General features: G+C 51.3%; 25 protein-coding genes and 1 tRNA gene. 17 read left to right on the top strand and 9 right to left on the bottom strand.

Annotation, left to right across the window (positions count from 1 at the left end):
* The first annotated feature begins 1 nt into the window (after position 1).
* The 7 genes from BQ7364_RS06965 (at position 2) to BQ7364_RS06995 (ending at position 3565) form a co-directional block, all read left to right on the top strand.
* Entirely contained in the window at positions 2-409 is a 408-nt protein-coding gene (locus BQ7364_RS06965; RefSeq protein ID WP_072684060.1) for a hypothetical protein, read from the top strand.
* 64 nt (positions 410-473) lie between these two features.
* Positions 474-857 carry a hypothetical protein gene (locus BQ7364_RS06970; protein WP_072684061.1) on the top strand — a complete coding sequence of 128 codons (384 nt, stop codon included), beginning with the start codon at positions 474-476 and terminating at the stop codon, positions 855-857.
* A 1-nt stretch (position 858) separates the two neighbouring features.
* Positions 859-1242, top strand: a complete 384-nt coding sequence (locus BQ7364_RS06975) for a hypothetical protein (RefSeq protein WP_072684062.1) — start codon at positions 859-861, stop codon at positions 1240-1242.
* Between the two features lie 14 nt (positions 1243-1256).
* Positions 1257-2660: an NlpC/P60 family protein gene (locus BQ7364_RS06980; protein ID WP_072684063.1), complete on the top strand. Its 1404-nt coding sequence runs from the start codon at positions 1257-1259 to the stop codon at positions 2658-2660.
* A 13-nt stretch (positions 2661-2673) separates the two neighbouring features.
* Positions 2674-2970 carry a DUF4406 domain-containing protein gene (locus BQ7364_RS06985; protein ID WP_072684064.1) on the top strand — a complete coding sequence of 99 codons (297 nt, stop codon included), beginning with the start codon at positions 2674-2676 and terminating at the stop codon, positions 2968-2970.
* Positions 2971-2983: 13 nt separating this feature from the next.
* On the top strand, positions 2984-3241 hold the full coding sequence (locus BQ7364_RS06990) for a phage holin family protein (RefSeq protein ID WP_072684065.1): 258 nt from the start codon (positions 2984-2986) through the stop codon (positions 3239-3241).
* Positions 3242-3244: 3 nt separating this feature from the next.
* On the top strand, positions 3245-3565 hold the full coding sequence (locus BQ7364_RS06995; protein WP_072684066.1) for a hypothetical protein: 321 nt from the start codon (positions 3245-3247) through the stop codon (positions 3563-3565).
* A gap of 414 nt (positions 3566-3979) precedes the next feature.
* Here the strand turns inward: BQ7364_RS06995 and BQ7364_RS07005 are convergent.
* Both BQ7364_RS07005 and BQ7364_RS07010 read right to left on the bottom strand, forming a co-directional pair.
* Positions 3980-4056, bottom strand: a tRNA-His gene (locus tag BQ7364_RS07005).
* Between the two features lie 83 nt (positions 4057-4139).
* Positions 4140-4856, bottom strand: coding sequence for an RcpC/CpaB family pilus assembly protein (locus BQ7364_RS07010; RefSeq protein ID WP_072684068.1), 717 nt, complete (start codon positions 4854-4856; stop codon positions 4140-4142).
* Between the two features lie 130 nt (positions 4857-4986).
* On the opposite strand from BQ7364_RS07010, the gene BQ7364_RS07015 reads away from it, so the two are divergent.
* The 6 genes from BQ7364_RS07015 to BQ7364_RS07040 all read left to right on the top strand — a co-directional run bounded on the left by BQ7364_RS07015 (position 4987) and on the right by BQ7364_RS07040 (position 10455).
* Positions 4987-5304: a PadR family transcriptional regulator gene (locus BQ7364_RS07015; protein WP_072684069.1), complete on the top strand. Its 318-nt coding sequence runs from the start codon at positions 4987-4989 to the stop codon at positions 5302-5304.
* Entirely contained in the window at positions 5301-6326 is a 1026-nt protein-coding gene (locus tag BQ7364_RS07020) for a DUF4097 family beta strand repeat-containing protein (RefSeq protein WP_072684070.1), read from the top strand. Before BQ7364_RS07015 ends, BQ7364_RS07020 begins: the two co-directional genes overlap by 4 nt.
* A gap of 164 nt (positions 6327-6490) precedes the next feature.
* Positions 6491-7180, top strand: coding sequence for a M48 family metallopeptidase (locus BQ7364_RS07025; protein WP_072684071.1), 690 nt, complete (start codon positions 6491-6493; stop codon positions 7178-7180).
* A gap of 82 nt (positions 7181-7262) precedes the next feature.
* Positions 7263-7958, top strand: coding sequence for a response regulator transcription factor (locus BQ7364_RS07030; RefSeq protein WP_072684072.1), 696 nt, complete (start codon positions 7263-7265; stop codon positions 7956-7958).
* Positions 7933-9867: a sensor histidine kinase gene (locus BQ7364_RS07035; protein ID WP_072684073.1), complete on the top strand. Its 1935-nt coding sequence runs from the start codon at positions 7933-7935 to the stop codon at positions 9865-9867. The genes BQ7364_RS07030 and BQ7364_RS07035 overlap by 26 nt, the downstream gene beginning before the upstream one ends.
* A gap of 84 nt (positions 9868-9951) precedes the next feature.
* The gene (locus BQ7364_RS07040; protein ID WP_072684074.1) at positions 9952-10455 is read left to right on the top strand and encodes a hypothetical protein; all 504 of its coding nucleotides are present in this window, start codon (positions 9952-9954) and stop codon (positions 10453-10455) included.
* A gap of 73 nt (positions 10456-10528) precedes the next feature.
* On the opposite strand, the gene BQ7364_RS07045 is transcribed toward BQ7364_RS07040, so the two are convergent.
* The gene (locus tag BQ7364_RS07045) at positions 10529-11023 is read right to left on the bottom strand and encodes a peptidoglycan-binding domain-containing protein (protein WP_072684075.1); all 495 of its coding nucleotides are present in this window, start codon (positions 11021-11023) and stop codon (positions 10529-10531) included.
* A gap of 138 nt (positions 11024-11161) precedes the next feature.
* Between BQ7364_RS07045 and BQ7364_RS07050 the strand changes: the two genes are divergently transcribed.
* Both BQ7364_RS07050 and BQ7364_RS07055 read left to right on the top strand, forming a co-directional pair.
* Positions 11162-11842, top strand: coding sequence for a peptidoglycan-binding domain-containing protein (locus BQ7364_RS07050; protein ID WP_072684076.1), 681 nt, complete (start codon positions 11162-11164; stop codon positions 11840-11842).
* A 108-nt stretch (positions 11843-11950) separates the two neighbouring features.
* Positions 11951-13099, top strand: coding sequence for a MalY/PatB family protein (locus tag BQ7364_RS07055; protein WP_072684077.1), 1149 nt, complete (start codon positions 11951-11953; stop codon positions 13097-13099).
* Between the two features lie 85 nt (positions 13100-13184).
* Here the strand turns inward: BQ7364_RS07055 and BQ7364_RS07060 are convergent, their stop codons facing one another.
* Positions 13185-13934 carry a sugar isomerase domain-containing protein gene (locus tag BQ7364_RS07060; RefSeq protein WP_072684078.1) on the bottom strand — a complete coding sequence of 250 codons (750 nt, stop codon included), beginning with the start codon at positions 13932-13934 and terminating at the stop codon, positions 13185-13187.
* A gap of 597 nt (positions 13935-14531) precedes the next feature.
* On the opposite strand from BQ7364_RS07060, the gene BQ7364_RS07065 reads away from it, so the two are divergent.
* On the top strand, positions 14532-15200 hold the full coding sequence (locus tag BQ7364_RS07065; RefSeq protein WP_072684079.1) for an ankyrin repeat domain-containing protein: 669 nt from the start codon (positions 14532-14534) through the stop codon (positions 15198-15200).
* Positions 15201-15211: 11 nt separating this feature from the next.
* Complete coding sequence (locus BQ7364_RS07070) at positions 15212-17284, top strand: elongation factor G (RefSeq protein ID WP_072684080.1); 2073 nt, start codon at positions 15212-15214, stop codon at positions 17282-17284.
* A gap of 167 nt (positions 17285-17451) precedes the next feature.
* On the opposite strand, the gene BQ7364_RS07075 is transcribed toward BQ7364_RS07070, so the two are convergent.
* From BQ7364_RS07075 to BQ7364_RS07095, 5 genes are all read right to left on the bottom strand, one after another.
* The gene (locus BQ7364_RS07075) at positions 17452-18597 is read right to left on the bottom strand and encodes a S1C family serine protease (protein ID WP_072684081.1); all 1146 of its coding nucleotides are present in this window, start codon (positions 18595-18597) and stop codon (positions 17452-17454) included.
* Positions 18598-18940: 343 nt separating this feature from the next.
* On the bottom strand, positions 18941-20203 hold the full coding sequence (locus tag BQ7364_RS07080; RefSeq protein ID WP_229056845.1) for a glycosyltransferase family 2 protein: 1263 nt from the start codon (positions 20201-20203) through the stop codon (positions 18941-18943).
* Positions 20204-20470: 267 nt separating this feature from the next.
* A complete protein-coding gene (locus BQ7364_RS07085) occupies positions 20471-20893 on the bottom strand; it encodes a threonine/serine exporter family protein (protein ID WP_072684083.1) in 423 nt (140 codons plus the stop codon).
* Entirely contained in the window at positions 20887-21657 is a 771-nt protein-coding gene (locus BQ7364_RS07090) for a threonine/serine exporter family protein (RefSeq protein ID WP_072684084.1), read from the bottom strand. Before BQ7364_RS07090 ends, BQ7364_RS07085 begins: the two co-directional genes overlap by 7 nt.
* Positions 21654-23246: an NAD(P)/FAD-dependent oxidoreductase gene (locus tag BQ7364_RS07095; protein ID WP_072684085.1), complete on the bottom strand. Its 1593-nt coding sequence runs from the start codon at positions 23244-23246 to the stop codon at positions 21654-21656. Before BQ7364_RS07095 ends, BQ7364_RS07090 begins: the two co-directional genes overlap by 4 nt.
* Positions 23247-23275: the final 29 nt, after the last annotated feature.

Raw genomic sequence — 23275 nt, forward strand, 5'->3', positions numbered from 1 at the left:
TATGAATTTTTGTAAAAATATCGTACACCCTGGAAAAAAAGAAATTCCTGAATTTGAATGGGTTCAGATTGCTGAAAATTTAAAATTCAGTAATACGACTTGTAAAGTTCCTAAAACTCCTGGTGTCTTTTTATACAAGATAAGCAGACTGGGAATGGGTGATAGCGCTGGTGGAAAGCACACAGAAATCATGAGTCCTGATGGATCTAAGCAAATGACGATCGTAAATAACAATGGTGGAACTACAGGGTTAGATGCGCGAACGCTGAATCACATTATTGACCTCCGTGAACTTGGCGACGAAACGGTATTTTCTGATAGTCTGTTTATCAAAACGATTTCTAAATCTTGCACAGTTGATTCGATTTTTGAATGTAAGAATGCCTTGAAAAAATTCGGGGGGGGGTAAGAAATCCCCTTTATTTAAAGGATTTTTTACCATTTTTCGTCACTTTGAAACGAGGTGGCGTAAGATGAATTTCTGCAAAAATATTTTGCCGAATGGGAGCAAAGCTATTGTAAAATCTTATTCCTTCAGCACTTGCGGAGGTACTACTTTCGACACCGGGATATTTAATCCAACGGATTTAAAAAATTTCAGATTTGTTGGCTTCTGCGGCTGGGCTGGTCAAACTGCGACTTACCATCTCTACTTGTCTTCAGATGGTGGTAAAACCTATGAGCTATATAAGTCGGGAGCACCGAGTGGCTGGCAAGGATCAACGCCAGCGCCTCTTGTTTGGGCGTTTGATAAATACAGTAAAAAAATCAATCGCATAAAGATTACGACAAGCTGCACGGACAGCCGAGTCACCAGCTGCTGCACATTAAGCTGGTTAGATAAGGCGGGTGTTTAAGATGCCTAGTTTCAGCCGCAATATTCTTAATACCGCAGGTAAGCGCAAAGTGGGAAACAAAAGCATATCCGCCCAAGCCAACACGCAGACAAGATCGTCTACCCTAGATTTAGGCGAGCCCAAAAATATCTTATCAATCGTTAATATCTACGAGTGGTATTGGGGGTCGGGAGGCGTAAACGGGACTGTTCACATCAGAACAGAGGTTTCAAACGATCAATCGACATGGATTAATATATTTGAGACCGCCTCTTACCAATATAAAGATAGTACCTATCAGCAAACCACAAAAATAAATATTGGTAAATATCGATACGTCAGAGTTACAGGTTGGTGCGATCGCGAAGCTTATCGGGTAGAAGCCAATGTAACTTATGAAGAATAGAGAGGAGTGATCTTATGGACTACACATCGCCTGCTGACCTCTGTCGGTGGGCAGAGCAGCAGCTCAACCGTAAGACAGTTTACAAGCTCGGCGGTATCGGCCGCTATGACGTGTCTGGCCACCGGGTGTTTGACTGCGTCGGCCTGATCAAGTGCTTTTTGTGGCACGACTACGGCCCGGGCAATACCAGCTACTACGGTAAGACGGCGCCGGACATCAACGCCGATCAGATGTACGCCCGGGCGACCGACAAGGGCCCGATCAGCACGTTCCCGGACATCCCGGGGCTGATGGTCTGGCAGCCAGGTCATATCGGGATCTACATCGGCAATGGTCAGGTTATCGAGGCGACGGCTAAGCGATGGGGATCCGTCGGCGGCTGCGTCGTCAAGTCACAATTTACCAACAAGTCCGCAGCGATGTACCGCGGGACATGGACACACTGGCTCAGGTGTCCTTTTTTAATTTACGAGGAGGGATCTAAGATGTATTTAAAACCAGGGTATCAGAGTATTGCCTGGCAAGGACAGATGATCCACGTTTACAAGCGTAAGGCTGATCAGGATATTGGCCTGCTGCAGTTGCCAGGGCAAGTAACCAAAACGATAGATAAAATCGACGATGACCACATTCATTACTGCAAGGTTAACTGGCCATTTTTCAACAATCATCCAGATACTAAAGAGTACGGTATTACCTATGGACGTAATCAAGGATTTACCAGGGATGATCGGCCGGCACAAAAAGAGTATCACAGCTTAATCATTACCAAAGACGGAAAATGGCTGAAAGGTGATTTTGAAAGCTGGGAATACCCGAAAGATGAGATCAAACTCGGTACTATGTATGCGGTTTGCCTACTGCATGAAGGAAAAGACGAAGCGGACATCTCATCTGCCTGCGGGAATGTTAAATACACTGCAGCCAATACCCAGACTATTTTGATGGGAAACAAAGATGAGATCGTTTTTGCGGTTGTATCGGGTAAGCTCGATGGGACAGCTTGCCGTCAGTTTGCTAAAGCGTACGGGATGACTGAGTGCTATCTGGGCGATAGTGGAGGCAGCTCGCAGATGATCGTTGATGGTGTTAAAAAGGTGTATACAGGCAGACCCTTAACGGCGGCGCTGACGTTTTACAAGATCGATGCACAGCCAGATCCGGATCCAGATGTGCCTGTAATCCCAACAGGCCAGACGATGGTCTTTAAATGCACTAAAGCCAGCACATCAAAAGGGTATCCGCTGAGGTCATCAGCGCCATCAGGAGCAATCGTAAGCTATTTACAGCCGGGCGAAAACGTCAAGGTGGTCGATATTCAAAACAAGGGCAAAAATCAGTATACGTCTGCTGCAGAGCCGTGGTGCTTGACTGGGGACGGCCTGTGGTTTGCTTTTGATAAAGATTATTTTGAGTAGGAGGACTAAACTTATGAAAAAAGTATTTATCAGTCAGCCGATGAGAGGAAAAACAGAAAACGAAATCCTCATGGAACGAAACCGAATTATCGAAGAAATCCAGGCATCTATCGGTGATCATGAGGTCCTGGACACCTACTTCGACGACTTTGGCCCCGGAGCTAAACCGTTGCAGTACCTGGCTAAGTCACTCTGGATGCTTGCTGACGCAGATTGCGCTTACTTTGCGCCGGGGTGGAAGGATGCCCGGGGGTGCCGAATTGAGCATGATTGTGCCATAAATTATGGGATTACAGTCCTGAAGGACTAGAGGAGGAAATGTAATGGAAATCACAGAAATTATCACTCAGTTCTTAATGCCACTAGTGCTGGCCGCATGTTATGCAATCGGCGCTGCGCTTAAATCTACGGAGCGCTATCCAAACAAATACATCCCGGCCACTATGCTGCTTATTGGTGCAGTGCTTGCACCTTTGGCCACCGGCGACTGGTCAGCGCAGACCATCATGATCGGCGCGATCTCCGGATGGGCGTCTACGGGTCTCAACCAGACAATCAAGCAGCTGTCCAATAAGGAGTAAGTCATGCTGGAAGGACTTACCATCAGCGTGGCGGATATCTTATGGATCGCCGCAGCACTAAGTACCTTGACTGCTGCCTGGAAAATCATTAAAAATAACCCGATAGCTAAGCATGAGAAACGTTTTGAAAAAGATGAAAAGCGACTTGACGATCATGATGAGAAACTGGCGAGAGACCTTGCTCGCCTGCAGGATGCAGAAGCCGCCGACAAGATCATGTGCAAGTGCCTGCTTGCTCTGATCGATCATGAGATCACCGGCAACGGCACGGAGCGCATGAAGCAGATCCGAACAGAGCTACAGCAGTACCTTATTGACAAATAGCAAACACCCCACCTTCCAATGCCGGAGGGTGGGGCTTTTTATTATGGCTTAACGGATTCGATATACCATTTACCGTTTGATTCCTTATATAGATTCCTCTGAACACCTGACACTTTGACGATCCAGCATTCACCGCACATTCCGGCCAGAGATGCCTGAACGGGGACATGACCAATTATCTTCTCAACATTATATACATCCAGCGATTCTTTAAGCCTGAACGATCTTGGCACGATCTGCCCATTAGTTAAGTAATCGCCATTGACTATAACTTGCTTTTTATAGACGTTCATTGTATATCACCCATTTTAATTGTATTCAATATCAAGTGTTCTAAAAAATATGGCAAAAGATATGGCAAATTTCATGAAATATATAAAAAACGCCTTTGTTAGGCGCTTTATTTTAACTTAATGGGGCGATCGACGAGACTCGAACTCGCGAATGCTGGAGCCACAATCCAGAGTGTTAACCAACTTCACCACGACCGCCATCAGCGAATACTATTTTACCCTAGATGGCGGAATTTGTAAAGCATAAATTTCAAAAAAAGAAGAAGAGCGCGATCAAAAGTTTAACGCTCGTTTTTTAGCCAGCGAAGCACCTCGCTGTCCTCAACTAACTGACATTCAGATTCCGCATAACTGCCGGCGGTTAAATATAACTCGATTCGTCCTTTTTTCTCCGCGATGGACAAGGCAGTGAGATAAGCTTGATCAACAGCTAACAACACCGTTGAAGGCAGCGTGTCGTCTGCCTGAGTGATTCGTTCGCCATTGCGGTTCTGCAGCTCCAGAACGCGTACCCCACGCAGCAGGCAGTCCATCATTTCCTGACCTTCTGGCCATTGTCCATAGACGTATAGATCGACCTTCTGTCCCGGCTGCATCAACTGGCCGCTGATCTCGCTGACCGCTATGGTCAAAGGGAAGACCGCCTGACCTTCGTTCAATAAAGTTACGCTGAAATCTGCCATCGCTGCCGGCGTTTCAACCATTTCCCGATAGAACAAAGAACCGGCCGGAATTGTGCCCTCAAGCCGTGTCCAGGAACCGACAAGCTCTTCTTCCCGGCATAAAACGTCAGCTTGCAGGTAAGCGGAAGGCACGTCAATCCAGATCAGATCGTCCGCCGCGATCAAATGACGAGGCGGCAGGGTTGAGACGCTGACGGGAACAGAAACCAAAGACAGACGTCGGGCCAGCTCCTGCCGGAATAATAAAATCCCGCTGAGAATGAGGATAAGAGCTGCGGCAGAAACTGCGAGGGTCGTTGCGATTTTTTTCTTCATAGATAAAATCCTCCTACTATAAATATTGCGGAAAATCGCAAATTGCCTTACAATTTTTTAAAATTTTAATGAATAGTATATTGCAATATAGAATAGCTAGTGATATGATCTTGTTAGAAGGAGGGATTGGATGAACGCTCAGTTTAAGAAAGGCGTGCTGGAAATGTGTGTGTTGTCCTTGTTAGCGCAGGATGATCAATATGGCTATGAGCTGACAGAAGCAATCTCGCAGAAAATGACGGTCGCGGCCGGAACGTTGTATTTAATTCTAAAGCGGCTGAAAGACGACGGCGATGTGGAGACCTATCTGGTGGAATCTGCAGAAGGTCCAGCCCGCAAGTATTACCGGCTGACGGAAAAAGGCCGGTCCCACGAACAACAGTTACAAGGCGAATGGCGTGAATTTGTACGTTTAGTGGATGAACTCATCCGGAAAGGAGAAGCATGAACAGAAAAGAATACATGGAACGGCTGCAGATGGATCTGGAGGCTGTTGACGAAACGACGGCGAAGGAAATTCTTCAGGATTTTGCCGATCATTTTGATCAGGGGCTGAGCGAGGGACGGAGTGAAGAGGAAATCAGCGCGGAACTGGGTGATCCTGCGGAACTGATCAGCGAATTGAACACCCGGCCGCATCATCAGTCGCAGACGGAAGCTCAGCCGGACGCCAGCTCATTGTCTGCGGTTGTCATTGAGGCGGACAGCGCCGATATTACGCTCAGACAGGGAAATGGCAGTGAGGTGCTGGTCGAGTTCTATGACAGCCGCAATCCACTGCGGGTGCATAATTATCGTTTGGATACCTTTCAGGAAGGCGATATTTATCATATTCATGTGCATCGCTTGCAGAACAGCTGGCTGCGGGCCGGGGCGGGCGAGCATCTGCGGCTGGACGTCACGCTGCCGGCTGCGTGCCTGGACATTAAAATCACCGGGATGAGCGGCGATATCCGCCTGAGGGAAGCGATAAGCTGCGGTAAGCTTGCGGTCGTCACACAGAGCGGGGATATTGAAATCCGCGCCTTGGACGCCGAAGCGGTTCAGCTTACGTCGACCTCCGGTGATATCCAGGCGGCAGTGCGCGGCGAATTAGTCCAGGTGGCATCTGTCAGCGGCGATCTTGACATCGCTCAGGCGGAAGGGAAGCTGGGCAAGTTCCGCACGACTTCCGGCGATCTAAAGGTTCAGGGCTGCTTCCAGGCGATGCTGGCGGAAAGCAAAAGCGGCGATCTGGACTTGTCGATTGAAGAAGCCGAGAGTCTGAAGCTCGATACGATCAGCGGCGACATTCATTTAAAGCTGCCGCGCACAACCGGTTTTCTATGCAGCTTCTCAACGATCTCCGGCGATCTTGGCCAGCATATCGGCTTACCGCTGCAGCGGCAGGGCCGCCAGCTGAGAGCCGGCGACGGGCATGCGCAAATCGCCGTGAAGACGATCAGCGGCGATTTTAAAATCAGCGACTGACAACTGTTCTATCACCTGATAAAATGGCCCGGAGATGTTTGAATAACGCATCGCGCGGGCTTTGGGGAGAATTAGGCAGACAAAAAGACGACGGCGTCCGGCAGGGCGCCGTTTCGTTGTTTCCGGTTTTATGCTATAATAAAACCTCTAAAGGAGTGCGGCTCATGGAAAGCTTGAATATCAATGGGAAAACGCTGCGGCTGACGATTCAGCGCAAACCGATCCGCAATTTAATCCTGCGCTTGAAAACGCCGGACGAATTGCTTGTCAGCGCGCCTTACGCCTGTTCGACGGCGGAAATCCTGCGGTTTATCGAAACGAAGCGCAGCTGGATTGCGGCGCATGCCGAAAAGCTTGCCCAGCGGCAGGCCAGACAGGCGGAATCCTCGGCTGACGGGAGTCTGGCGGTATATGGCCGGCCGGTACAGCTGCAGTGGGTGATCGGCAAAGGCAAACCCCGCCTGCAATCGGAGCGGCTGGTTCTCTATGGTCCGGATTCGCAGCCGGAAACAAAGCGGCGGGCCTTCGATCAGTTTGCCAAAACCAGTCTGGAGGCCGAAATTGGACAGCTGCGGCCGCGCTGGGATCAGGTGATCGCCGATTATCATCTCGCGCAGCCTTCGATCCACTACCGGCGCATGACAAGCCGTTGGGGCAGCTGCATTCCGGCTAAATCCAAGATTACGCTGAATCTGAAGCTGATTCATTATCCGCTGGCCTGCGTTGATGCCGTGCTGTGGCATGAATACGCGCATTTGATCGTGCCGAACCATTCGCAGCGGTTTTACGCGGTTATTTTGCATCACATGCCGGACTATGAAGTGCGCAAAGCCCTGTTAAATGGGGATTTGTAAGAAAACTGTAAGGAAAACAATGGAAACGCTTAAGATTTGTCTGGTAAGGTTATAAAAGAGAAAAGCGGGGAGGATAGGACTGATGGAAAACTATAAAATCTTAGTTGTGGACGATGATCATGAAATTGCCGACGCGATTGAAATTTATCTGAAGAGCGAAGGCTATGAAATTTTTAAAGCCTATAATGGCATGGAAGCCCTGGAAATCCTGAATCAACAGAAGATCCACTGCATTCTGATGGACGTGATGATGCCGAAGATGGATGGCATTCAGGCGATCATGCATATTCGGGAAACCTCCAACATTCCGATCATTATCCTGTCTGCCAAGTCAGAGGACATGGATAAGGTGCTGGGCTTGAACATCGGGGCTGACGATTATATCACAAAACCATTTAATCCGCTGGAAATGATCGCCCGCGTCAAATCGCAGCTGCGCCGCTACATGCAGTTGGGGGCGACGGCGGAAACCGGAACGGTGATCGAGGTCGGCGGTCTGAGCATTGATCTGGAAGCCAAGACGGTCACGCTGGAAGGCGAACCGGTCAAGGTGACGCCGATCGAATATCGAATCCTGGAGCTGTTCTTGACGAATCTCAACCGGGTGTTCTCGATCGACGAGATCTATGAACGAGTGTGGAATGAAACCAGCTTCCAGAGTGAGAACACGGTCGCGGTGCACATCCGGCGGATTCGGGAAAAAATTGAGATCGATCCGAAGAATCCCCGGTATATAAAGGTGGTGTGGGGGATTGGATACAAGATCGAGAAAAACTAGCGGGTTTCTGGCGTTCCTGCTTTTTTTCGTGCTGCTGACGGGGCTGTTGTTCACCTCGTCGCTGACGGTGGAAACGCTGTATTCCGCGCAGGGCAAGCAGGCCCTGTATCCCAAACAGATGATCCAGCAGAGCCTGCAGGATCTGGCGCAGCTGCTTTATGATGAAACGCCGCTGGCCATGGAAGTGCAGGAAGACCTGTACTACAATCTGCATTATGTTGTCGAGCAGAAAGAGATTTATTTCAACAGCGAAGATGATCTGAAGCTGACTTACGATCAGTTTTTACAACAGTATGGCGGCAAAGGCATGCTGACGCTGACCTGGCAGCAGGGCGAAACGCCGCAGATCACCTACCGCGGCGGCTACTTTCTGATCGATCAGAAGACGATTACGCGGGAAACCGCGGAAACAGCGGTCAGTCTGCTCAAGCTGTATTCGCAGGAAAAAGTCGAGCGGCTGGCGTTGGTGATTCCCGATCAGCTTGCTTACAACACGCCGATGTATTACAGCTATACTTATTTTCAGGAATCCATGAATAATCTCAAGATCTGCTTCTATTCTTCCTTGTGCCTGTTTTTTATCACGCTGGCCTACGGCGTGTTCAAGCGGACGGCAATTACAGCCTTTAACGAGGGGCTGGCGCAGTTTACCGCGAATTTCTGGATTGAAGTAAAGCTGGGCCTGGTGCTGGTGCTGACAGTGATGATGCTTTCTTTGTGGCTGCCGCTGCCGTTATCGGCTACGGTGACGTTCTGGGAATTCTATGTTTTAGTCAACGAGCTGCATTTCCATGGCCTGAAACCTTTCCATCATAATATCCTGAATTCTGCGATGAAGACTGTCAGGCTGATCAGCGGCCCCTATGGCTATCAGAAAAAATGGCTGACAGAATTTCTGCTTTTAGTGGTGTTCGAGGTCGTCTGCGCGTTTATTTTATGGACGATGATGTTTTCTTCCTTCTTAGGCTTTATCGGCATTCTGGTGTTCGTCTTGATCTTTGCGGCGGCATTTCTTGTTTTGTTTCTCTATATCCGGCGGATGATGACATTCATGCAGGACTCTGCGACGCTGGCGCAGCAGGTGGAAAATATTCGCCGCGGCCGGCTCAACGAAAGCTTTGAATTGAGCGAAGGCAGTCTGCTGCAGCCGGTCAGCGATAATCTTGAAAAGATCCGCGAAGGCGTCAGTCATCAGGTGGAGGAGCAGCTTAAGAGCGAAAAGCTGAAAATTGAATTGATCACGAATGTATCGCATGATTTAAAGACGCCGATCACCTCGCTGATCAACTACTCCGATCTGTTGACGAAAGCGGAAATCCAGCCGGAATACGCGCGGGATTACGTGCGGATCATCACGCAGAAAAGCGTGCGGCTGAAGAATCTGATCCAGGATCTGTTTGAGATCTCCAAAGCCGCCAGCGGCAACCTGCAGATGGATCTGCGCAGGCTGGAAATCAACGGACTGCTGATGCAGACGCTGGCTGAGCTGGACGAAAAGATCGAGGCCAGTTCCTTGGAGTTCAAGATTCAGTATCTGGACACGCCGGGCTATATTCTGGCCGACGGCGGACGATTGTATAATGTTTTTGACAATCTGATTACCAACGCGATCAAATATTCGATGGAAAATACCCGCGTTTACATCCAGATTGAACGCATGGATGATCAGATTTGCATCAGTTTTAAAAATATTGCGAATTACGAGCTGAAATTTGATCCCGGTTCTCTGACCGAACGGTTTGTCCGCGGCGATGTATCCCGCTCCACCGAGGGCTCCGGACTGGGACTGGCGATTGCGGAAACTTTCGTGACTTTGATGAAGGGGCAGATTGAGGTCAGCGCCGACGGTGATCTGTTTAAAATTGAAATTCGATTTGCGGAATTGCCGCAGGACCACGCTGAAATGTAAGCTCAGCGGCTTTCCTGGATTCTGATCTGATAAAACAGGCCGGCGCGGGGCAGACTAAGGACAGAATGAAAAGGAGGCAGTTTCATGAAGAAAATCATTCTGTGCGCCGGAATCTGTCTGGCGGTGCTGGCCGGCTGTTCCTGGAATAAAAACAATTCGCAGCCCGCGCCTTCCGCTTCGCCCAGTCCGTCGCCATCCGCTCTGCCGACGATTGATCCGGCCATCACGGAAGCCAGCGATATCGTCGGGGAAACAACGGCGTTTGGAACGCCGATCGTGTCCGTTCAGATGAAGGACGGCAAAATCAGCTGGGTTTCGATCGACGAGATCACCGAAGATACGACGAAGAAAGCGCTGGGCGATCAGTATAAGCTGGGTGAACAGGCGATCGCCGGCTGGAGCGAGCAGATCAAAGCGCTGGAAGACTACATCGTCGCGCATGGTCTGGACGCTGTGGACGTCGATGAGGAAGGCAAAGCGGCGAACGAAGATCTGCGGACGCAGTGCACGATCACGATTCAGAACTATTTGCAGACGGTAGAAAAAGCGGTCAGTCAGGCTGAACATCCTGAACCTGTGCAGAAATAACGCGGCCGGGCAACGATCTGAAGCATGAAAAAAACCGGAACTTCCGAAGTGGGGATTCCGGTTTTATTTTTGTCTAGTCGATTAAGGCGATGATCTTATCCCAGGTCTTTTCGCCAATTTTGCCATCCGGCGTCAGACTGTGGGCATTTTGAAACGCAATGACCTTGGCTTCGGTTTTGGCACCGAAAACGCCGTCGGCTGTAATCGGGGTCGACGGCAGCGTAAGCCGATTCAGATAGTTCTGCATTTTCTGGACTTCCAGTCCCGTGTCGCCGTATTCCAGCGGCGGCTGCCCGCTGCCGGGATCCGGGTCGGGATTCGGACCGGGGCCGGGATTCGCCTTGTATTTAGCGATAATTTTATCCCAGGTCAGGGTACCGATGATTCCGTCGGCCGTTAAACCGGTGTGTCTTTGGAAAATCATGACAGCGTTTTCTGTGGCGGGTCCGAAGGAGCCGTCTTCTTTTAAAACAGGAAGGTCAGGGTACGAAGAGCGCAGGACGTTCAGATACTGCTGCATTTTCTTGACCGCCAGCCCGGTATACCCTCTGCGAATAACATAAGCCATGTGAGTAAATCCTCCTTTCATTAACAAGGTATGTCTAAGGGAGAGGACCGAAAGGGAACGTGCCTAACGGGAATTCATTTGGTTATTGGCCTTTTCTCTTCCGCGTGAGCTGCATACGGTATACTGGAGGTGAAAACCATGAGAATTTTGATTTACAACGATCAAACCGATAAGATGGAAACGTATTCGCTGCGCTGCTGCGATAACATGCCTTATACGGCTTGCTGCCGGTTTACAGTCGGCGAGTTCATGCGTAATTCCCACAGCCGAACGATTGGCTGGTCGACCCGGCGGTTTCTGCGGTCAACCGATGAACTGATCCGGCGGTTTGGCATGAAGCCGCGCATCAGCCGGGCGTTTCGGCGGGCGTGGAGCGCTGAGGAACCGATGATTTTGACGCACATGCTGGGGACGGGAGTTGATCTGGGACGAAACCTGTCGCTGTCGGGGCTGCAGCAGCTGGTCACGCTGGCGGAAGATCAGGAGTTGTTAGATGTGATCACCGACCTGCAGCATACCCGGATTGAAGCCCACATGCATCATCAAAATGAAGCGGCCAGCGACTTTGTTCCGTTCGCGCAGATTCAGAAAGGCGATCAGAAGACCGAGGTCTGTGTGGCGCAGGATGCGCTGTGGGCGCTGGGCTATCCAGTCACGAAGATCAGCGGCGTGTTTGACGCGGAACTTGATCGAGTCGTACGGGCGTTTCAGCGGGATCAGGGGCTGGTTGCGGATGGAATTATCGGAAGACTGACCTGGGAAGCGTTGATGTCCCAGCTGCGGCCGGTTCCCGGTATTGATGATGACATCGCAGACTGAACTTCAACGGAAAGAAAAGAATGAAATGGCCTGATTTCAGGGCCATTTTCGTTTGCGTGGATCGTGGGAAAAGGTGTTATAATGAAAAAAAGAGGGAGAAGACCAACCATGAATTTTGATGAATACATCGACCGCAGAAATACGCACTGCGTCAAGTACAGTCAGGCTAAAACCGCACAGCGGCCTCAGGATGCGCTGGTGATGACGCTGGCGGACATGGATCTGCCTTGCTGCAAAGCGATCACACAGGCCATCGTCGAGCGGGCGGCGCATCCGTTTTACGGCTATCAGCAATTTGACGAGGTCTTGCCAAAACGGGTGTGCGCGTGGGCAAAGGAACACAGCGGAGCAATTCTGGATCCGCAGACAATTCAGATCGCGCCCAGCGTCAACACTGCGATTGCACTGTGCGTGAGGGCGCTGACGCAGCCGGGGGACGGAATACTGATCCAGAATCCTTCGTATAGTCCATTCCGCAAAGTCGCTGAGCTGAATCAGCGGCGCTGCGTGATCAACGAACTGATTCAGAAGGACGATCATTATGAACTGGATCTGGCTGATTTTGAAGCGAAGCTCAGCGAGGTAAGGATGTTTATTCTATGTTCGCCGCACAATCCAACCTCCCGGGTATTCAGTCCGCAGGAGCTGGACGCGATGTTATCGTTGTGCCGTCGATATCACATCGCCGTGATCGCCGATGAGATCCATGCGGATTGGGTATATGGGACAATGACGGCGGCCAGCGCTCTTGATCAGAATGTAATTACCCTTTTATCGCCAAGCAAGACGTTTAACCTGCAGGGGATGCAATGTTCGTTTATGTTTATCCCCGATGCTGATCAGGCGCAGGCGGTCCAACGCGAGCGTGATGCGCTGGCGTATATGAATAATCAGACTTTCTCGCACGCAGCCGCGCTGGCCGCTTACAGTGAGGAAGGCGCGGCGTGGCTGGACCAGGCGAAGGCGTATGTGCAGGAAAACACGCGGGTTTTTTGCGCGATGCTGAAAACGGCCGGTGTGTCGCTGAAGCCGATGCGGCTGGAATCGACGTTTCTGTTGTGGGTAGACTGCAGCGGCTGTTGTAAAACCGACGCGGAAGTCGTCGATCTGTTTGAAAACCGCTGTCATATCTATGGCAGCACCGGTTCGCATTATCAATCCGGCAAACCGTTTATCCGCTTGAATATCGCCGCGCCCCGCAGCGTGATTGTGAGGGCGGCGGAGCGGCTGATCCGCGCGCTTTCGCAGTCGTGCTGAAGGAAAGAAAGACGCCAGAGCATAAAAATAAGAACACCGCCGGTCGGCGGTGTTCTTTGGCAAGGCTAAGTCGGGAAGCGCTGGCCTACAAGTTGCGGATGCGATAGAAGTATTTATCGACGAGTTTGTCGTTATGCTCCGCTGCCGAGGCGTCCATAAAGGCGATGTGGCCGTTGAAGTAGACATCCGGATCCAATCCGCGCTGGACAAGCAGCTCCACCGTCTGGGTCAGCACGGCGTTTTGCAGATAAACGGCCGGGATCGTCGAGGTCGAGCCGATCTTCATCGGGAAGCCTTCGATCTGGACCGCCGCGTCGCCGATCAGCGAACAATTATCTAAGACAATATCGCAGACGTCTTTTAATTTCCTGCCGCTTTTATGCTTGGTCGTCAGATAATCGCTGTATTCGACGGCCGTGATCGCGATCGTCGGAATGCCTTTTTCTTTGGCGCGCAAGGCGGCGTCCACCGGTACGATATTGTTGCCGGAATTGGAAATGATGATCATGCAGTCATTGGGCGTGACACGGTGATAATCGACGATATGGCGGCCGATCTCGTAGGTGTTTTCCATCAGGTAGCTTTTGGTGATGTCAAAAGTGCCGGTGACGCTGGGTTCCAGCAGCGCGGCATAATTGGCGACGGTGGCGGCGCGCCAGAAGGCGTCTTCAATGACCAAATGGGAATGGCCCGCGCCCAATCCATAGATCAGACCTCCCCGCTGCGACACGTCGGCGCACAAAGTGGCAGCTTTCATGATGTTTTCGCCCTGACTGTCCATAACCTTGGCGATGATTTCGTTCATGACGTTGAAGTAATTTTTCCAGGCTTCCATAAGAATCTCCTTTTCCTCATTGCTTTCATTGTAACAACTTCGTTTGTAAAAAAGAAGTCCAAAACGGAAGAAAAAAACAAAATGAAAGAATTTACAAAATGTAACAAATTGAAACTTATTTTCATGGAAATTCGCGAAGAAAGGTCTTGAACAAAAAATGAAATCGGTTACAATAAAGCTATAAAGAACCAAGACCGGAATGGAGTGAAACATCATGAACCAGAAGAAAGGCTTAGTTTTTGGCGCCCCTCAAAATGGAGATGTTAGAGCTGAAGGTGTTTTCGGCGGGGTTCTTTTGGAAAAAATCAGTTGTTTTTAAGATGGATTTAGACTGTCCATCTTTTTTGTCTACTCAATGGAACGACGCAATAAGAAAAGGATGCGTCACAGCGGTCAGACAAGAGAGGCAGCGGTGTAAATCCACCTACGCCTGAATGAGGATCCTTGAAAAAGCCGGCGGCAGGAAGCATACAATACGGCGGCAGGGATCAGAAGTTCAGGAATACTTTTGCGGGCTATGCCGCAAGGGGTTCCGAGATTCGGAATGAGGTATGGAAGGTACATTGTTTGATGAATAAATAAAAGGAGGAATTCATTATGGATCAAACAAACAAAGAGTTCTGGGATGCGGCGGCAGCCGGCGATTTCGCGAAAGTCTGCGCCTGTGTTTCCAAAGGGGCGAACGTTAACGTTTCCAACGGCGACGGACGGACCGCTTTGATGCGCAGCGCCAAGCGCGGCTATGAAGATATCGTGCGGTTTCTGCTGGATAACGGAGCCAATGTCCGGGCTCGCGACGTCAACAATAAGACGGCGTTGATGGGTGCGGCGAAAAAAGGTCATCTGGGCATCGTCAAGATGTTGGTCGAAGCTGGATCCGATGTGAATTCGCATGACGACAACGGCCGGACTTCTCTGATGCGGGCTTCGTTCTTGGGTCAGAGTGAAGTTGTGGAATATCTGGTGGAAAATGGAGCGAATGTCAACGCCCGCGACAGCAAGGGGCGGACCGCGTTAATGGAAGCGGTTCTGGCGTGCAAAGTTGACGTCATCAAATATCTGATCGAACATGGCGCGGATATCAACATGCAGGATAATGCGGGCTGCACGGCGTTGATGAGAGCGAGTTATAGCGGTTATGTCGATTTGGTTCTGTACCTTCTGGACCAGGGCGCGGATAAGAGCATCAAAGATTTCCAGGGCAATCTTGCAATTCATTATGTCCGCGAGCACTGCTTCGCTGAGCTGAAAGAGCATTTGAAGTAGGGGGAAGCAGCATGAGAGATTATTTAGCGAATGAAGTCCGCAACATCGTTCTGATGGGACACAGCGGCGCGGGCAAGTCCAGCGTCGTGGAAGCTGCATTATATTTTACCAAGGCAACGGACCGGCTGGGCAAAACGATCGACGGAACCAGCGTGATGGATAACGACGCGGAAGAAGTGAAACGCGGGCTGTCCGTCTATACCTCCATCGCTCCGGTGGAATGGAAAGAATGTAAAATCAATTTTATTGATACGCCGGGTTATCTGGATTATGAGGGCGAAGCGCAGTGCGGCATCGCGGTCGGCGATAACGCGCTGATCGTCGTCGGCGCTAAAGACGGCGTGGAATCGGGAACGGAAAAAGCGTGGAAAATCGTTACCCGTAAGAAACTGCCGACAATTTTCTTCATCAACAAGATCGACGAGGAAAATGCTTCGTTTGATCAGACCTACAATCAGCTGCGCGAACATTTCGGCAAGACGGTCATTCCGTTTGAAGTTCCGATTCAGCGCGAAGGCAAGGTTGTCGGTTCGGTCAACATTCTGCGTAAAAAAGCATGGTATTATGACGATCGAACGACGCCGAAGGAAGTCCCGGACGAGCTGAAAGACATCGTTGAGGAATATTACAGCCAGATCGCGGAGGCGATCGCAATGGCCGACGACGAGCTGATGGAAAAATTCTTCAGCGGCGAGAGCTTTGACGAACATGAAGTGGCCAAGGGCTTGCGGATCGGCGTGCGCAACGGCGATATCCGACCGGTTTACTGCGGCAGTGCGACGCAGGTTACCGGCATTGAACGGTTGTTGGATCTGATTCGCGAATACTTCCCGAGCTATGCGGAAAAAGGCATGATTGAAGCGCTGGATCCGGATGGAATTCCGATTCTGATGGAAACCAACGAACAGGAAGCGTTCACAGCGCAGGTCTTCAAAACGATTATTGATCCATTTGTCGGCAAGATTTCATTATTGAAGGTCATGACCGGCGTTATGAGCACGGATGCGCAGGTCTTAAACGTTCAGAAGGATAAAATTGAAAAACTGAATCAGATTTACATCGTCAAGGGCAAGCATCAGATCGCGGTCGGCAAGCTGTTTACCGGTGATATCGGCGCGGTGGTCAAGCTGCAGTTTACGGATACCAACGATACGCTGGCAACCCGGTCCAAGCCGGTGACGTATGCGCCGATTGAATTCCCGAAGCCGATGCTGGGCGTTGCGATCTGGCCGAAGACCAAAGCGGATGAAGACAAGATGAGCATGGGTCTGCAGCGGATGTGCGAGGAAGATCCGTCAATTCGTCTGGATAAGAATAAAGAAACCAAGGAAACGGTGCTGTACGGCATGGGTGTGCAGCATATCGACGTCATTTTAAGCAAGCTGAAATCAAAATATAAAGTGGAAGTCGATACGACGGAACCGAAGGTTCAGTACCGTGAAACAATCCGCGGTACGGTCACGGCGGAAGGCAAGCATAAAAAGCAGTCCGGCGGGGCGGGGCAGTATGGTCATGTCTTCGTTAAATTTGAACCATGCGACGGCGATGAAATGGTGTTTGCGGAATCCGTCTTCGGCGGCGCGGTTCCAAAGCAGTATTTCCCGGCGGTTGAAGCAGGTCTGCGGGAATGCATGGAAAAAGGCGTACTGGCCGGATACAAGGTTGTCGGCGTCAAGGCGACGCTGACCGACGGCTCTTATCACGAGGTTGACTCCAAGGAAATCGCGTTTAAGGCCGCGGCCCGTCTGGCCTATAAGGCCGGCATGCCGAAAGCCAAGCCGATTCTGTTGGAACCGATCGGCAAGGTTGAGGTTCTGATTCCTGAAGAATATACCGGCACGATCATCGGTGATTTCAACAAACGCCGCGGTATTATCCTCGGTATGGATCTGGTCGATGAAAAAGAACAGAAGATTACCGCTGAAGTGCCGATGGCGGAAATGATGAAATATTCGACCGAACTGCGTTCAATGACGCAGGGCCGCGGATCCTTTATCATCGAATTCGATCGTTACGAACCGGCGCCGCAGCCGATTGCCGATAAGGTGATCAAAGCTGCGAATGTTGCGAACGACGAAGATTGATAGAATTAAAGCGGAAAGGACTGGATAAAATCAGATCCTTTCCTTTTTTTCGCTTTCGCTTTGATCAATGAAATACCGTCGGACAGCGTCTTTAAAATTGGAAAGATGAAAATTCCTTTCGTTTCTTAGTGCATTATAAAAAGCTGGCCGCAGCCAGCTTTTCAAGACTATCCTTTTTTCTCCTGCAGGGTGACGGTGAGTTCGACGATCCTGCCATCCCGCTTGACGGTGATTTCAAGCTGATCGCCGACTGAGCTGTTGTTGAGAATCGTGGTGACGTCAGAGATGGCTTCAATCGCCGTATCGTTGATCGAAACGAAGCAGTCGCCCGGCTGCAGCCCGCCGTTGGCGGCGCTGGAGTTTTCGACGACAGATTGAACGTAGACGCCCGGCGTTTTATAGCCGTACTGAGCGGCCAGCTGCGCTGTCGTCAGATCCAGCGCAGTGATGCCCAACGATACGCGGCCGCCGACATAACCCTGCGATATCAGATCCTCAATAATCGGTTTTGCATCGTTGACTGGAATCGCGAAGCCCAGGCCCTCGACGTCTTCACCGGAAGATTTGGCGACGACGATGCCGACCAGTTCGCCATTGGCATTGAACAGACCGCCTCCGGAGTTGCCCGGATTAATGGCGGCGTTGGTCTGAAGCAGGTTCCGGCGCTCATTGTTCAGAATGATTTCCCGGTCGAGCGCGCTGACGATACCGTTGGTAACCGTCCCGCCCAGCTGGCCTAACGGATTGCCGACGGCCACGACCGGCTCGCCGACCGACAGCGAATCGGAATCGCCCAGAATTGCCGGGGTCAGACCGGAAGCGTCAATCTTGATAACGCCGATATCCATTTTGGAATCCGTTGCGACCAGCTGCGCCTGGTATGTCGTACCATCATGCAGCGCAACGGTGATCGAACGGGCGTCCTGAATCACATGGTTGTTGGTGACGATGTAGCCATCCTCGGAAATGATCACCCCGCTGCCGGCGCCTTCCGTGACAAACTGGCGCAGGAACAAGCTGTTGGTCACCGATTCCGTGCGGATCTCCACGACGCTGTTCTGCGTCCGGGCGGCGACGGTCGGAATATTGATCGAGGTCACAGGCACATTCTCAAGATTCTGAGGCAGGCGCTCTACGCTCTGGACAACGACGCTGCCTTTCTGACTTTTAGCGGCCAGCGTCCCGGCAGAAAAGCCGATCACTCCGGATAACAGCGCGCAAGCGGCTAATCCGAGGCGGAAGGTTCTTTTCATTGACCGCAGTTCTTTTTGAATCGCCGCGGTATCGGAATCCAAAAATTCAGAATCGAACATTTTTATTTCCTTCTTTCTTATCGTTTTTATTATAGGAAGAATCCGTGAAGTTTGTGTGAAGAAATTGTAAACTTGCCTTGACGGGCGACGACTTTTTAGACAAAATGTCTAAAACTGAGCAATTCCCGCGTCAAAAATCTGAAATCAGGCTGAAAACGTTTGAATTATAAACTTTGCGCAGTGAGAGCATAAGGCGGCTTCCCATGCCGGACCCCAATCCCTTTGTCTCATAACGTTTCCGGTTATGTCAAAAGTTTCTTCTTGCCTGCGCTCTGTTTTGCTTGTAGTTTGTGACAGTGCGAAATTCAGTTTCCGTTAAGGAAGCTGATAAAAAAATACGCGGTTAATCGCGTATTTCCTGAATTGATTTGGCGATGGTATGCGTGATTGGACTCCATTCGATCTTCTTGAACAACGCTTCGATCGCAATCGGAACATAGGTGAAAATAAAGATCGGAAAGGAGAAAGTATACAGGATTTTTTTCATAGCGCTGCAATGGATATTGTTCCATTCCGTAACGGTGGTCAGGATGCCGAATGCGTACAGGATCAAATAGTAATTCGTGACGGAAGCGGTGATGGCGCCCAATGTTACGGATAAGACTTCCGGGTCACGCTGAACAAACAATGTCCATACCAGAGCCAGTGAGTTGATCAGCACGCTGAACAGGGAAACGAACAACGCCGGCGCAATCGTCATCGTCATATCGTAGCTGCTGAAATCGTGCTCCTTGAGAATCCGTTTGACCAGGGAAGTGCCGTACTTACCGAAAACCTGATAGAAGCCCTTGGACCAGCGCAGCCGCTGTTTCCAAGATTGTTCAAACGTGCAGGGCTGTTCGTCATACAGCACCGCATCGCCGCAATAGCCGATCTTTAACCCGTGCAGAACGCTGTCGACGGAGAATTCGATATCTTCGGTCAGTAAGTGATGCTTCCAGCCGTTGTTCGCTTTAACGATCTGATTGGAAATCATGAAGCCGGTGCCGGAGATCGCACAGCTGGAGCCGCACATCATCCGCGCCTGGTTCAGATATTTTGATTCGCGTAAAAACCACAGCGAATACCCGGCGGAAATCCAGTTGGAATCGTAATTCTTGGAGTTGCGGTAGCTGGTGATGATTTCATAGCCGGAATCGAAGACTTTGTTCATTTCCCGAATATAGTTCGGATCGAGCAGATTGTCGGCGTCGAAGACGAAATAAGCCTCAAACCAATCTTTGGGATATTCCTTCATGATGTGCTTGAACGCGTAATCCAGCGCGTAGCCTTTGCCAACCTTGAGCTGATTGAAACGTTCATATACAACCGCGCCTTCCATCTGCGCCAGCTCGGCCGTGTTGTCAGTGCAGTTATCAGCGACCACAAATGCCGTGACAAGCCCGTCCGGATAATTCTGCGCCTTAATGCTCTGAAGCAGTTCGCGGATGACGGTCGCTTCGTTGCGCGCGGCGATGATGACGCCATAGCGGTGCATCTGCTTCGCTTCAGGCGCCGGCTTCTTTTTGCCAAACAGGACGATCCCGGCATAAATGATCTGATAGAGATAGAGAAGCAGGAATAAGAGAAAAATTGTAAAATTAAATGCGTTTAAACTTTCTAGCATATACATGGTCCTTTCTTCGGATTTTCACCCTGTAAAAAGCAGCACCCCCCAAAATCCGGATGCTGGATTCTATTTTAAACGGCTGAAGAAGAAATGCAATCTCTGTGAAGAAAAATTCACATTAGTCATGAAAGTTTTTGTTTATTTTAAGAAAAATGTAAGAAACTTTCAGACTTCTTAAGAGATGAGCTCAGACCTTAGTATGTCATCAAAACGACGTTAATTATACATAAAAAACCTGAAAAAATTCAGGTTTCGCATGATTTTTCATGATTTTTTCATCGAAAAGGAGAAGAAAGCACTGGTCAGGGCAATTCCCAGCGCCAGTGCGCCGGCGCAGCCCAACGTGTGAATGCCGATTTCCAAAGCGTTCATCGTGTTGCCCTGGATGATGGCCAGCATCGTATAATACATGCCGCCTCCGGGAACCAGGGGGATCAGGGCGCAGATCAGAAACGTCGTGACCGGGGTTTTCATGCGCCGGGCAAGCAGCTCGCTGACCAGACACAGTCCGCAGGCTGCCAGAAACATTGCCAGCACTTCGCCGCCGTGAACCTGCATCACCAGTTCATAGATCAGACTGCCCAGGGTTCCGGTGAGCGCCGCCGCCAACAGTTTCCGATCATGAATATTAAACAAAATGCCAAAGCCGATTTCAGCGAGAAAGGCTCCGATCAGTTTGATCACCATAGCGGGTTTCCTCCCAGCATCATCCACAGACTCATGACCAGGCCGGGTCCTAACGCCACGGCAATCGCGATCAGGAAAGCCTCGACGCCGCGGGTCATCCCGGAGATCAGATCGCCGGACAGGCTGTCGCGGATCGCGTTGGTAATCGCCAGACCGGGGACCAGAAGCATCAGACAGCCGATGATTAACGCGTCTAACGACGACGCCAGTCCGGTTTGATTGAAGACGATCGCCAACAGCGCGGTGAGAGCCGAGCACAGGCTGATTGCGAAGAAGGACGGAAACTGGCGTTGTTCTAAAATCGAACTGCATCCTTCAATCAGGCCGCCGATGACCAGCGCGCAGCACAGATCGGGAAATTGCCCGCCGAAGAATAAGGTGAATCCACCCGCGCCTAACGCCCCAGCCGCAATCCGGCGCGAAAGTGAGTACGGGTGAAGCCGGGCGATCGCACGCAGCTGTGTTAGAAATTCGTCCAGCGTCAGCGTCCTGCTTTGGCGGGAGAGCGTGTTGATCCGGTCGATCCGGTCGATATCCAGACCGCGCGACTTGATCCGGACGATCTTGCTGACGGAACGCCCGCCGGCGACGATCGTGACGAAGATGCCGGTCGGCAGCACGATGCTGCTGGCCTCCTGGGCGCCGTAATTCAGGCAGATCCGGCAGATCGTGTCCTCGACGCGGTAAATCTCTGCGCCGCTTTCCAACAACAGCTGGCCGGCGTAGGCTGCACTTTGCAGCAGCTGATCAAAATCGTGGGTCATTTTCTGAATCCCACGCTTTCTCCATCGCGAAGAATCTGTTCACCAACACGCAGCCCGTCGATCGCGGCCGACACGATTCCGCCGGCATAGCCCGCGCCTTCGCCCGCCGGGTACAGACCCGGGGTGGTTAAGCTCTGAAATTGTTCGTTCCTTAGGATCCGTACCGGCGAGGAAGACCGGGTTTCGACACCCGTCATCAGCGCGTCGGTTTCGATAAACCCGGGAATTTTCTGATCAAAATAACGCAGCGCTTCCGTCAATGCCCTATTGATGGAGGGGGAAAACAGCGGATGCAGATCCGTCATCGTCACCCCGCGGCTGTAGCTGGGAATCACAATCCCGTAATCGTGGGAAGGCTGGGCGGCCAGGTAGTCCGCGATCCGCTGGCACGGCGCTTTGCCGCAGCGGCCGCCCAAAATCCACGCCCGGTGTTCAAGTTCCTGCTGATAATGCATGCCATCCAGCACGCCCTCGCCGAAATCGCTGCGGCGCACCTGGACTAACAGAGCACTGTTGGCATTGGCCTGATCGCGGGCGTATTCGCTCATTCCGTTGGTCACGATCGCTTCGTCCTCGCTGGCGCTGGCGACGACCATGCCGCCGGGACACATGCAGAACGAATAAACGCCGCGGCCTTCCCGCGTCTGACAGGTCAGCCGGTATTCCGCGCTTTTTAAACGCGGATGGCCGGAGGCTTCCTTATATTGATTCTGATCGATCAGTTTTTGCGGATGCTCGACACGCACGCCGACCGCAAAGTCCTTGGCTTCCATCGCGATCCCGGCTTCGTGCAGCATCGTAAACGTATCGCGCGCACTGTGGCCCAGCGCCAGCACCAGCTGGCGGCAGGCGATCCGCTGATCCCCGGCCGCAATCGCGCAGACTCCGTTTTCATCCGTGAACAGCGCGGTCATCGGTGTGTTGAAGCGGACCTCGCCGCCCAGCCGCTGGATTTTCAGCCGGATGTTTTTGACGATCTGCCGCAGCCGGTCGGTGCCGATATGCGGATGCGCCTGATAGCCGATCTCCGGATCCGCGCCCGCTTCAATCAGCTCGTCCATCACTTTGACAATCCGCACATCTTTGACGCGCGTCGTCAGCTTGCCGTCGGAAAAAGTACCCGCGCCGCCTTCGCCGAACTGCACATTGCTTTGCGGATTCAGCGGCCCGCCTTGCCAATAGGTTTCGACGTCCTTCACACGCTGATCGACGTCTGCGCCGCGCTCCAGCACAATCGGCCGCAGTCCCGCCTCGGCTAACAACAGCGCCGCGAACATGCCGCACGGGCCGAAGCCGACGACAACCGGCCGCGGGCCGTCAAAGGAAACCGGCTTGGGCGGCTGATAGCGATAAGGTTCAGCCGCGCTGACATGGGTCAGTTTCTTTTTGAGGATCTGAGCTTCGCCCGGCGTTTCAACCAGGACGGTATAGACAAACCGCAGCGGTTTCTTGCGCGCGTCCAGCGATTCCTTCACGATTTTCCAGGATGTCAGACGGCCCGGACGCAGCCGCAGTTTCTTCATAATCAGGGATTCCAGGCTTTGCGGATTTTCATCCAGCGAAAGCTGTAAATTGGATATTTGCAGCATGGTTGATCAACTCCTGTCCTCCATTATAA

This window comes from Holdemania sp. Marseille-P2844, assembly GCF_900120005.1.
GTDB lineage: Bacteria > Bacillota_I > Bacilli_A > Erysipelotrichales > Erysipelotrichaceae > Holdemania.